The organism is Parabacteroides acidifaciens (assembly GCF_003363715.1).
Taxonomy (GTDB): Bacteria; Bacteroidota; Bacteroidia; order Bacteroidales; family Tannerellaceae; genus Parabacteroides; species Parabacteroides acidifaciens.
On record NZ_QREV01000021.1, the window covers coordinates 20,980 to 33,012 of the forward strand.

The 12,033-nt window shown below is 43.2% G+C and carries 11 protein-coding genes and 2 tRNA genes; 1 reads left to right on the plus strand and 12 read right to left on the minus strand.

Features of this window, described 5'->3' with window-relative positions:
- The first annotated feature begins 18 nt into the window (after window positions 1-18).
- A complete protein-coding gene (locus DWU89_RS10405; RefSeq protein WP_115499583.1) occupies window positions 19-1,134 on the plus strand; it encodes a glycoside hydrolase family 88/105 protein in 1,116 nt (371 codons plus the stop codon).
- Window positions 1,135-1,190: 56 nt separating this feature from the next.
- Here DWU89_RS10405 and DWU89_RS10410 read toward each other — a convergent pair whose 3' ends face one another.
- The 12 genes from DWU89_RS10410 to DWU89_RS10465 form a co-directional block, all read right to left on the minus strand.
- Complete coding sequence (locus tag DWU89_RS10410) at window positions 1,191-1,400, minus strand: hypothetical protein (protein WP_115499584.1); 210 nt, start codon at window positions 1,398-1,400, stop codon at window positions 1,191-1,193.
- Window positions 1,401-1,410: 10 nt separating this feature from the next.
- Complete coding sequence (locus DWU89_RS10415; RefSeq protein ID WP_115499585.1) at window positions 1,411-1,881, minus strand: cold-shock protein; 471 nt, start codon at window positions 1,879-1,881, stop codon at window positions 1,411-1,413.
- A gap of 198 nt (window positions 1,882-2,079) precedes the next feature.
- Window positions 2,080-2,385: an RNA recognition motif domain-containing protein gene (locus DWU89_RS10420; RefSeq protein WP_115499586.1), complete on the minus strand. Its 306-nt coding sequence runs from the start codon at window positions 2,383-2,385 to the stop codon at window positions 2,080-2,082.
- 296 nt (window positions 2,386-2,681) lie between these two features.
- Window positions 2,682-2,755, minus strand: a tRNA-Asp gene (locus tag DWU89_RS10425).
- 17 nt (window positions 2,756-2,772) lie between these two features.
- A tRNA-Asp gene (locus DWU89_RS10430) sits at window positions 2,773-2,846 on the minus strand.
- A 205-nt stretch (window positions 2,847-3,051) separates the two neighbouring features.
- The gene (locus tag DWU89_RS10435) at window positions 3,052-4,296 is read right to left on the minus strand and encodes an ABC transporter permease (protein ID WP_115499587.1); all 1,245 of its coding nucleotides are present in this window, start codon (window positions 4,294-4,296) and stop codon (window positions 3,052-3,054) included.
- Window positions 4,296-5,495, minus strand: a complete 1,200-nt coding sequence (locus tag DWU89_RS10440) for a pyridoxal phosphate-dependent aminotransferase (RefSeq protein ID WP_115499588.1) — start codon at window positions 5,493-5,495, stop codon at window positions 4,296-4,298. The genes DWU89_RS10435 and DWU89_RS10440 overlap by 1 nt, the downstream gene beginning before the upstream one ends.
- Window positions 5,496-5,640: 145 nt before the next feature.
- Window positions 5,641-6,540 carry a YitT family protein gene (locus DWU89_RS10445; protein ID WP_115499589.1) on the minus strand — a complete coding sequence of 300 codons (900 nt, stop codon included), beginning with the start codon at window positions 6,538-6,540 and terminating at the stop codon, window positions 5,641-5,643.
- A 131-nt stretch (window positions 6,541-6,671) separates the two neighbouring features.
- A complete protein-coding gene (locus DWU89_RS10450) occupies window positions 6,672-7,028 on the minus strand; it encodes a hypothetical protein (RefSeq protein ID WP_115499590.1) in 357 nt (118 codons plus the stop codon).
- A 315-nt stretch (window positions 7,029-7,343) separates the two neighbouring features.
- A complete protein-coding gene (locus tag DWU89_RS10455; protein WP_115499591.1) occupies window positions 7,344-8,522 on the minus strand; it encodes a DUF4221 family protein in 1,179 nt (392 codons plus the stop codon).
- 6 nt (window positions 8,523-8,528) lie between these two features.
- Window positions 8,529-10,841 carry a hypothetical protein gene (locus DWU89_RS10460; RefSeq protein WP_115499592.1) on the minus strand — a complete coding sequence of 771 codons (2,313 nt, stop codon included), beginning with the start codon at window positions 10,839-10,841 and terminating at the stop codon, window positions 8,529-8,531.
- 3 nt (window positions 10,842-10,844) lie between these two features.
- Entirely contained in the window at window positions 10,845-12,020 is a 1,176-nt protein-coding gene (locus tag DWU89_RS10465; RefSeq protein ID WP_115499593.1) for an MFS transporter, read from the minus strand.
- Between the last annotated feature and the right edge of the window lie 13 nt (window positions 12,021-12,033).

Below are 12,033 nucleotides of genomic sequence, written 5' to 3' on the forward strand. Positions count from 1 at the left end.
CCTATTTATTAAACTAATATGAAAACAAAATTCTTTATTCCATTAGCATGTCTATTATTTTTTACACAATGCGCAACGAGTTCCAAATCCGATTTCGACAATTTTCCGGAAGGCTATACACCTAAAGAGGTAGGGAAACTGGTAAGCAAACGATTTATCTCTACCAAGCATATGTTTCATAACAAGAATGGAAAAGATGGCATCCATTATGCAGAAGTTTGTACTTGGTATGGAGCCTTAAAATATGCGACAGTAACCAAAGACAACGAGCTGTTCAAACAACTTCAAAACAAGTTCGAACCACTGTTTACCACTGAAGCGGACTATCGACCGCTCATGTACCACGTAGATTTGAATATGTTTGGCTGTCTGCCGCTTGAGTTTTATCAAATCACAAATGACAAACGTTATTTGGATATGGGTATGCCATATGCGGATACGCAATGGCAAGTGCCCGACAGCGCAACAGCTAAAGAAAAAGAATGGGCTGAAAAAGGATTCTCCTGGCAAACCCGTCTATGGATCGACGATATGTTTATGATCACGATCATCCAATCACAGGCATACAAAAGCACAGGGAAAAGAGAATATATAGACCGGGCCGCCCGTGAAATGGTGATGTATCTGGATGAACTCCAACGTCCCAATGGCCTGTTCTTCCATGCTCCGGACGTGCCGTTTTTCTGGGGACGTGGAAACGGCTGGATGGCTGTTGGCATGACAGAATTGCTTCGTTATTTACCGAAGGACAATAAGGATCGCCCCCGCATATTGGAAGGATATCTCTTAATGATGAAAAGCCTGAAAGAATATCAATTGCCGGGCGGCATGTGGAATCAGCTGATAGACGATCCTGAATGCTGGCCGGAAACATCAGGCACAGCGATGTTTACATACGCCATGATCACAGGTGTCAAATCGGGATGGCTGGATAAAAAAGAATATTCTCCGGTTGTGCACAAAGCTTGGATGGCATTAGTTCCTTATATTAATAAAGAAGGAGATGTTACAGAAGTGTGTGTCGGAACCAATAAAAAGAATGATAAGCAGTATTATTATGACCGTCGAAGAATAGCAGGTGACTATCATGGACAAGCGCCTGTACTTTGGTGTTGCTTTGCATTAATGGAATAGCTTATCATTCAAATAAAGAGCGGTTGTCTTCACCGACAACCTTTTCTTTTATCATTCTATACCTTAGAGCTATGCAGCTTTTTGTAAAGTTCTATGCGGACATCCCTCTCTGCTTGCGACAGGTTAGCAGGGAGTTCGATTGTCGTACGCGGGCTAATAGCGACAAGCACCACTTCCCCTACTCTTTTCTTATGTTCTTTCAGAGCATTCTTTGTTAACTGACTGGATAAATTTGCATCCGACCTCATGGTCTCACCTTTTTTCATATCTTAAATTTTATTTTTCGTTTTCCGATTCATTTTCAAGACTAATATTTATAGCATTCATACCTCTCAGGCCCCGTTCGAGGTCAAAGGTAACAATATCATTTTCAGAAATATCGGCAAGAGAATTATTGCTCACATGGAAAAAGTATTTCTCATTACCATCAAGGTCTTTAATAAAACCATAACCTTTCGATTCATTATAATAATCTATGCGTCCTCTCAGAACGGAAGGGGTCTCTATTTCTTCTTTTTTAGGGACTGATATAAGAATTTCTTCCTGCTTTATCTCTTCTTTGTTAGGATTGAATTCCGGGGGAGTAGATGTTATGACTCCATTTTCATCAACATAAGCGATCATATCATCAAAGCTACTGGCTTTCCCAAGCAACTTTCTATCTTCTTTCTTCTTTTGCTTTTCTGCTCTTCGGGCTTGTTTCTTTTTTTCGTTTTCTCGTTTATTAAATGTTACGGATTTTGCCATGTAATATATATTTATTTTATTAATTATCAATCTATCATATAAAGACTTGAGTAGAATGCAAAATAATTTCTAACACAGGAAAATACAGGATTTGAGAGTCCTGATATTGCATTAAGGGGCAGGTGCTAACTAAACTGTAAGGAAAGAATATGTCAAAAACCTGTTATAATTTTTGACATATCCTCATATAAAAGAAAACTAATATCTTCTATTGTTATAACCTCCTCTATCACGGTATCCACCACCGTTTGAAGGTCTTTCCGTCCGGGGACGTGCAACGCTTACTGAAATAACTTTCTGTTCCAATTCCGTTCCGTTAAGCGTATCGATTGCTTTTTGGCCTTCTGCATCGTTCGGCATTTCTACAAAGCCGAATCCTCTGGATCGCCCTGTTTCTCTGTCCATAATAACTTTTGCAGAAGTAATTTCTCCATACTCCGCAAACAGATCATTTAAGTCAGCATCATTAATGCTATAGTTCAAGCCTGTAATGTAAATGTTCATTTGAAATTTTATTTTTATTAATTACTAATAGGGTATGAGGAGGAAAATTAATGGAGAGACCTACTTTTTGAAAAGAAGAACTATACGATAATAATACGTAACTCAAACTCTGATACAAAGATAATACTATAAATCGGATAAGCAAGTTTTATTGTTCCATTTTAAAAGAAAAAGCGCTTTGCATATCTATTTAACAAGCTTCAAAAAAGAACTCATTACTGTCGTCCGACATCATAATAAAGCAGGAAAGGTATGATATAAAAAAGCCCCGGAAGTATTCACTTCCAAGGCTTTCGCGGTGCGTACGGGACTCGAACCCGTGACCCCATGCGTGACAGGCATGTATTCTAACCAACTGAACTAACGCACCAAAATGTTTATTTTGAGCGGTCCGGACGGGACTCGAACCCGCGACCCCATGCGTGACAGGCATGTATTCTAACCAACTGAACTACCGAACCATTATTTCTTTTTTCACCGCCATTCCTCTGAATTGCGATGCAAAAGTAGGTGGTTTATTTGAATTATGCAAGAGTTGCCGGCATATATTTTTCATCATTTTTCAATCATCACTGATAATAAACCTTTTATCTCCGCACTTTTTTCATCTGTCACATACAACAGTCCTCGTTTTTCCACCGCCAGGCGACCAAAGCCATAAATAAATCATTCAAACCGTATGCTTTTAGCCGGCTCGATACGGGTTATCAGGTAGGAAGGCCCTAACAGCATCAACATGGAGGCGGCCAGCGTACCGACATTCAGCAGGACAAGAGATAATACCGTCAAGTCGATAGGTACTGCATCCAGATAATAGATGGACGGATCCAGTTTCACAACATGGAAAAAGGATTGGATTAGGCAAAGCGCAATTCCAATCACATTCCCCCAAATCATCCCCTTGCCGATCAGGAAAAAGGAGATATAAAGAAATATCTTACGAATGCTGGTATTGCATTCTCCCAACGCCTTCAGGATACCGATCATATTGGTACGTTCGAGGATAATGATCAAAAGCCCGGAAATCATCGTAAACCCGGCAACGGCAAGAATCAGAACAAGAATCACGACTACATTAATGTCCTGCACATCCAGCCAGTCAAATATCATCGGATTCATTTCCTTGACGGAGCGGGTATAATAACTATTGCCGTTCCGGTCCTGTTTCTCTGCAATATCGAAATACAGATCTTCTGCAATCTGATCCAGATGGTCATAATTATCCACTTGAAGCTCCAGACCGCTAACCTCGTCTGCATCCCAATCGTTCAGGCGACGGGTTTGGCGAATATCAGCCATCACAAATATCTTGTCGTAATCGACAAAACCTGTCTCGTAAGTACCTGTGATATGGAATTTGCGGGGACGGATATTCTCACCTACGAAATAAGTCAGGAACGAATCACCGACTTTCAATCCGAGCATATTAGCCAGATAACAGGAAATCAGCACATCGGTAGAGGTCTTGTCTTTATCAAAAACAGGAATCTCTCCCTCTTTCAGATTATTACGAAAGAAGGTCCAGTCGTAGTTCTCATCCACCCCTTTCAGAACAATTCCCTGGAAATCGGTATCTGTTTTCAGAATGCCCGGTTTCGTAGCAAAGGCCTCCACATGCGTGATGCCGGGAAAGGATTTAAGATGATTGAGCAACGTATCGCTTACCGCAACAGGCGTCGATTCGTAGGATGTGTTATTATCGAAATTCGTGATCTGGATATGGGATCCGAAACCGATCACTTTGTTCCGGATCTCCTTTTTAAAACCAATGACTATAGCAACAGAAAGAATCATAACAGCTAACCCCAAAGCTATGCCGACCATAGCGATACGAACGACCGGAGGCGTAGCTTTCCGCTCCCCCTCCTTGCTGAAATAGATTCTTTTTGCTATAAATAGTTCTAAATTCATTACATAACTCTACCCGGATAAGCCTCCAGCGCCTTCTGAAGCACCACAAGCGCTTTTGCCAGGTCTTCTTTTTTCAGGACGTATGCGATACGGACTTCATTCTTTCCCAAGCCCGGAGTCGTGTAGAAACCGGAAGCCGGAGCCATCATGACAGTCTGACCTTCATATTCGAACTCACTCAGACACCAGGCACAGAATTTATCAGCATCATCCACCGGTAGCTTGGCAACGGTGTAGAATGCCCCCATCGGTATCGGCGAATAGCAGCCGGGAATACGGTTCAGGCCGTCTATCAGGAATTTACGGCGTTCCACATATTCGTTATATACATCCAGCATATATTCTTCCGGAGTGTCGAGCGAAGCCTCGGCAATGATCTGGCCGATCAAAGGAGGGCTCAGACGGGCCTGGCACCATTTCATAACATTTTCCTTCACCATCTGGTTCTTCGTGATCAGCGCTCCGATACGGATACCGCACTCACTGTAACGTTTCGATACGGAATCGACCAGCACGACATTATTCTCGATCCCTTTCAGGTGGAAGGCGGAAATGTAGGGCGCACCCGTATAGCAGAACTCACGGTAAACCTCATCGGAGAACAGGAACAGGTCATATTTCTTTACGATATCGCGAATCTGGTCCATCTCCTTCTGCGTGTACAGATAACCGGTCGGGTTATTCGGGTTACAGATCAGGATCGCTTTCGTGCGCGGTGTGATCAGCTCCTCGAACTTCTCCACGGAAGGAAGGGCAAACCCTTCGTCAATCGTAGACGGTACCGTCTTGATCACGGCACCGCTCGAAATGGCAAACGCCATATAGTTGGCATAAGCCGGTTCCGGCACAATAATCTCGTCTCCCGGGTCCAGACAAGCCATAAAAGAGAAAAAGACGGCTTCCGATCCGCCGGTCGTGATGATGATATCGTCAACATCCACAAGGATATTGAATTTCGCATAATATTTCACCAGCTTTTCACGGAAACTGCGGATACCCTCACTCGGAGAATACTCCAACACTTTACGGTCGATACGGCGCATCGCTTCCATCGCGACTTCGGGCGTAGGCAGATCGGGCTGGCCGATATTCAGATGATACACCTTAGTACCTTTAGCTTTAGCCTGATTGGCAAGCGGAACGAGCTTTCTGATAGGAGAAGCCGGCATGTTGACTCCTCGTTGTGAAATATTAGGCATTTCTTTCTTACAGTTTGTTTTTAAATGTGGCAAAGGTATGTATTTTAGTTGAAAGTTGAAAATTGAAAGTTGAAAGTTATTTTTGCTACCACTTTTTAACTTTCAATCCACCTCTTCCAACTTTCAATTCTCAACTTTCAACTCTTTAGATTCCCGGTCGTGGTGAATCCTTGCTCGCGTGCATGGTGGAGATAAAGGCATTCGGGTCGATCTCCTTCACCTCGTCTTTCAGACGGGGCAGGTCTTTACGTTCAGCAATGGTAAAGATGATTTCTTTTTCCTTGCCTTCATACATACCACGTCCGTGCAAAAAAGTACCGCGCATTCCCATCTTCCCGACGATCAGCTCCTTTATTTCCTGTGTTTTCCGGGATACGATAAAGACAGCCCGGTTGGGATTCTCGGTCTGGAACATCTCCACGATTTTCCCGTAAACGAAGATAGTAAACCACGAATACAAAGGAACCGCCCAATCGCGGAAAACAATCAGCCCCAACAAGACTACCAATGAATCCAACACGATAATCATATTACTGACTTTCAGATTCGAATTATTGGCAATCACACGTGCCAGTACATCCGTTCCCGCACTGGTACTCTGCGCCCGGAACACGCAAGTCACACCGATACCCAGGATTGCGCCGCCATAGAAACAAGCGATAAAGCTATCGTTCTCAACCAAAGGCTGATTTCCCAACAAATAGGACAATGAGTCCGTAAAGGTGGAAATTAACACAAACGTCACGATCGTTTTAGGCCCGGACGCCAAACCGATCTTTTTCATTGCCAGAATCATCAGCGGGATGTTGAAGCAGAGGGCCGTCGCACCCATCGGAAGACCATCGGGCATAAAAGAGAAAACTCCTTTTGTTACATAATGAAGTACGATCGAGATACCATACACACCTCCCGGTACGATCTTGTACGGAGCAAGAAAGAGGACGTAACTAAGTGCCTGGAAAAAAGCACCAATAACAATCAAAGTGTAGTCTGCTACATTTCTTTTCAATGCGGCATTAGAGGCCAGATTAAGCGGTTGTTCCATGTTTGCGTTGTTGTTTCGATTTATATGTGTTCATTATTTGTTAAAAAACAGCGCAAAGATAGATAAAAAAAGAAGAGATTGCACACTTTGTGTGTGCAATCTCTTCCGTTATCAGAAATAACCTTTTTGAATCAGAAACTCAACGTACGGTTATTATTGTTGGTCACATTCAACAGGATCACATATTTGCGATACTGCTCCGGTGTAAGAACCTTCTTCATCAATTTCAGATTCCCATAAACAGCCTGGCGCATCTTCTTGTCGCGCATCTGTTCGCTTGACCTGAGACTCTCCTTCTGCATATCCTGAAAATACTCGTTGATGTTTGCCACTTCATTAGCCTGATAAGATGACAACTGCAAATAGTTGCTCAATTTTTCAAAGTTAATAGCAAACGGTTCTTTACTCACATTGTTACGGTTTTCGCGTGCAAAACCCATCGTTGCACATAATAAAACGGCTGCAACAGCCATACCTAAACGTCTCATAATACCTAAACATTAAATTGTTAAACCTAAACACGGGGACCGCTGTCCCCTATCTTTTCACCTTTTATCTTTTTGCTGCTACAAATATAACAACATGTTTTAGAACATTGTTCTTGAATACAGTAAAACTTTGTTAACTAATATCAAAACGAGCACAATTTAACAATATAAGAATCTTTTTGAAGCACAAACGAGACACATATTACAAATAAGACACAATATCACGATTATATAGACCGAATCGATATTTACATAAACACAATCTATATAAATTCATTTCTATAAGTTTGCCCACCGACCGGTCTGCTCATACTATCATAAATCTTTCAGATTAAACAAACCGAAAGTCAGAAAATCGTCATCTTCGGGTTCATCTCCGATATGCTCTATATTCAACCCTTCGGCCGTAACAAAAGAGTTCGTCCAATTCCATTCCTGCCCCGTACCGATTTCCGTCTCGCCCAGATAGCGGAATTGATCGTCCATTACGATAATTGTCAACGGCTTGCTATCAAGAGGAGTTTTCAGATCCGCATCAGGCAAGCCACGTTGCAAATACCGGTAATAGACTTTACGGAATGGATCGTAAATGAGCGCAGCGTATAAATCCTGCTGCATATAGCAAGCATAAACAAGTTCGTCCGGCGTTCCTTTAGCTTCATGGTCAATAGAACGGATCGTTCCGGCAGTATTACCACCTCCATAAACTTTAGTTTCGGCTTCATTCTTCCAATCCGAAATATAAAGATCATGCGAGCAGGTAAAGCTATGAACCATCTTCCCTTCCGGACTGATAGCCGGATAAGGTTGAAGAATCAGGTCTCCACCCCAATTGTAGCCGTTACCGAACAATTCTTCCGGATAGAGATGGTGATATTCCGCTTTGTTTGTCGCCAGATCGATACAGGTGGTAAAACGGAAGTTTTCCCTATCTGCCAGATTTTCAGGAAAAGGAGACATTCCGGGCAAAATCAGATGATTCTCAATCAACATCAACGGTACGACAGGCGAAAACAGATATTGCGGATTATGCAACGCCCATTCTTTATCTTCCTTATCCAACAAAGTGACACGATTATGCACATGACCGGAACTGTCCGCCAAAGCGATTTCGATCAATGGGCGGTTGAACACATAGATCGAATCCGGACTTTTGACATAATAAGCACCCGCGCTCATGATCGCATCGGCCCCTTCACGCTCAAATGCAATCTGCTTAAGATAAGTCGTATCCGAATAGCGATAGAAATAAATAGCATTCTTCCGGTTATTCAAAAATGTCAACAAACAATCGCCCGCATCATCGGTATAAATCTGTATATAAGGAGGCTTCACTTTCGTATCCGTATCGAGCCGGAATTTCTTCTCGCCCGTTTCCACCAATTGTTTGGTAGCTACCAACTTTCCTCTAAACTCGTTCTTCACACTTCTCCCGTTACCGGAACAAGCAGTGACCAACAACAACGCCAACAAATAACAATAACAACTTTTCATATCATTCTATTTTCTTATCACTCTGAATTCGCATTTACCGGAGCCAAGCAATCCTGTTCCATCAACCCCTTCCGCCACTCCGATAAACCCGGTATTGATATCGGAACAAAAGAAAGTAACTTCCGCCTCCCCTTTTTCATCTGTTATCACAGAAGGCTCCCATAACAAAGTATTACGGGCATCGGGAGTTGACAATTGCATGTCTATTTCGTCCGGCTTGTAAAATTCGCGTTCGGCATAATAGCCTTTGGCTCGCCAAATGTTATTCATACGGAGCAGTTCTGCTTCCGAATACAGCGGACCATGATAAACGACCAGCTGTTCGTCAATAACCCGGAAAGGTATGCCAACTCCGGAAGATTGAAAATGTTCAAATTTAGCAATCCTGTAAGTTTGCCCATCAACAGGTCTACTCATACTGTCAGCCCGACAACCGTTTACCGCATGATGTCCGTCATATCCCGGTTTATAATTCAGTAACAGACCACAGGAATTACAAACCCAGATATTATTCAAATCCTTTTGTGCCAGACTATCCAACCGCCCCATAAACTTATCCCGAAACGCCCTCCGCGCTTTCCCTGTCACCGTTACACCGTCCAGCAAGACCGTACTGTCACTGCTCACTACAGGCAAATCAAGGATTAGCCCGTTTTCATCCTGCTCCGGCTCTGCAGACGGATAATATCTGGATTTCTTTTTCCTTATGCTATCGATTTGAGCGAAACAATCTTCTATCTCAAGTTTAGGTTTATATTCATTCGACAACATCGGTTTCAAATATACATAACCGCCCCGAAGTTCTTTCAACATATCCGTACCGACGGTAAAAGAACCGGTTGAATCGGCCCATATATACATTGAATTACCCTCTGCCCCGGATATCTGGATAAGCTGTTCCGTCCCCTGCGCTTTTTTTCCCTTTTTCTTACTGCCAACAGATTGTATACCCATTATTTCATCAGATAAAAACAGATTCTCATGATCAGGAGCATTTTCTATATTCCAGACATACCGCCTCCACCCCTGCGTCAGCAACAATAAATCCATTGCCGACATACGATCTTTATTCTTATCATCGAAATAATAAAGCGGATTATGGATTTTCCCGCGTACTTGGGAAGACAAATAACAATGAGTCAATATATTTACCGGATCAGCCGGATTATCATAGGCCTTATCAAACACACTAATGCCCAAATTCGTTTTTAACGGTCTGCCATTCTCATCCGTAACCTTTATTTTCAATGTCGCTTTTTCACGAATGGCATATGTTTTCTTATCCGGTTCAATCTTTATCCGCATCTTCTTTTCCGGATTCACATAAACCAACCTCTCTGCTACCGGTTGCATATTACCATTAAATAAAGTAAACTCTACGATTCCCTGATAAGGAAACTCATTAAGCGGCATTTTTATTTTAAGCCGGTCCTTCAACACACCCTTTGCCACACAACAAATCATTCCACGAATTTGCCCTAAAAGACAAATCTCCTGAGCAGGCGAACCTTCCGCTTGTGAGATAAAAAATTCCAGGTGTTTCTTGTCTTGTTTAAATAAACATAAAGTCATTCCTTGAAGATAAATCTCCGGTAGAGAATACTTTGCGCCATTATCTAACTCTATACGATACTTCTTTTCCGAATCAGGCGTAAAGAAGAAAGCTCCCATTCCATCATGACGACTTTCAAACCGAATGACCGGAGCATCTCCTTGATACAAAGTGCCCTTTACTGCTACCGGATATCCTCTGCCATTCGTCGCCTTAAAAGCCACACGCGAAGGCAAGCCCGAAACCAGGTTTCCTCCCTCCGGAAAAAGATCAAACTGCAAACGATCTTTTTCAATGTTCTCCGGTTGTTGACTGTCATGAGCGATATTTTTAACTACCCTTATTTTACGGGATGAAATAATTCCTGTTGTGTCATTGTGAAAGGAGTGGCGGGTATAGGCTTCCAGAAAATAATCTCCTTCCGACAACTTCTCACTTACATAAACGTGGCCGAATGCCATACCATTTTCTACCGGATACTTTTCTTGCCAGACGATACTATCTTCGCAATTTATCATTTGCAGATACAATGTCTTGCTTTGATCCGACAAACCGAAAGACTGGGCATTCAACTGGTAGGCTTTAAACCAAAGGTCTTCACCTATCTCATAAATACCTTTGCTGACTTGGAGATAAATAAGTTCAGAAGGGAAAACGGCATATTCTTTATCAATAGAAGCAACCCATGCTTCATCAACTGCCTGCTGACAAAAGCATGGCAAACAGGTATATGTCAGTAAAAAGATGGTTAACAGAATGCTTTTCATACATCAAACTAATAATTTATATTTCTCATACGACGGCCGTACCCAACGCAAATAGACAAGCAGAGAGAGCAGACAACAACCACCTCCCACACCATAAGCCATAGCCAGCCCCGCATGGGAAGCGATAAAACCGGCTGAAAGCATACCAATCCCGACACCCAGATCAAAAGAAGTCAGATAGGTAGAAGTTGCCGTCCCGCGCATATTATGCGGAGCGACGTTGACAAAAAGACATTGGAAGGCAGGCACTCCCACGCCATACCCGATCCCGATCATCAAGGCGCAAACGAAGAAAGCCACAGGATGATGAACGGTTGCAAACACAGCGAACGTCACCAACAGACAGACGGACGAACAGACCGAAACCCAATGAATCTTACCATGATCGACCAGACGGCCGGATATCAGACGCGACGTCCCCACGCCAACCGCCATATAAATAAAGAAGTAGCCGGGATTGGCCACCTCGATCTCTTTCCCATATAAAACGACAAAAGAGGTAATCATCCCGTAAGGTATCGCCACCAGGATATAAGCCAACGCAGCCGGCAACGCCTTCACCAGGATAAAACGATCCAGGGAAAAATGAGGACGCGGCATTTTCTCCCGCTTCGGATAGCGGATCAGGCACACGGACCCGACACCGATGAAAGCAGCAACTAACCCGACCAGCACCAACGGATGAAATCCCCATTTATCATAGATAACGACTGCTACCAACGGAGCCAGCGACATCGCCAGATTGATCGTCAAACCATAGAATCCCATTCCTTCACCCCGCCGCACAGACGGAATCACATCGATCGCAATCGTATTGCCGGAAACGGAAGTAAGCCCCATAAAGCCGCCCTGTACGAACCGCACCGCCATAATCGTCAGCATAGTCGCCGCGACTAAATAGCCGCCAAACATAACGGCAAAAACAAAGAATGCCAATAAATACAACGGCTTACGCGAGAAGCAATCCACCAGGAAACCGGAGAAGGGACGGACACAAAGCAGCCCGATCGTATAACTCGACAATACAATCCCCACATTTGCCGTGTCGATCCCCAAAACCTCCACCAGATAAAGCGGCATCGTCGGCATCAACAGGTAGAAAGAGAAATTCATCAGGAAATAGGAAATGCAACATTGCACAAAGTTCCGGTTCCACAATATCGGCTTCTCCGTATTCATAATTGGCACATTG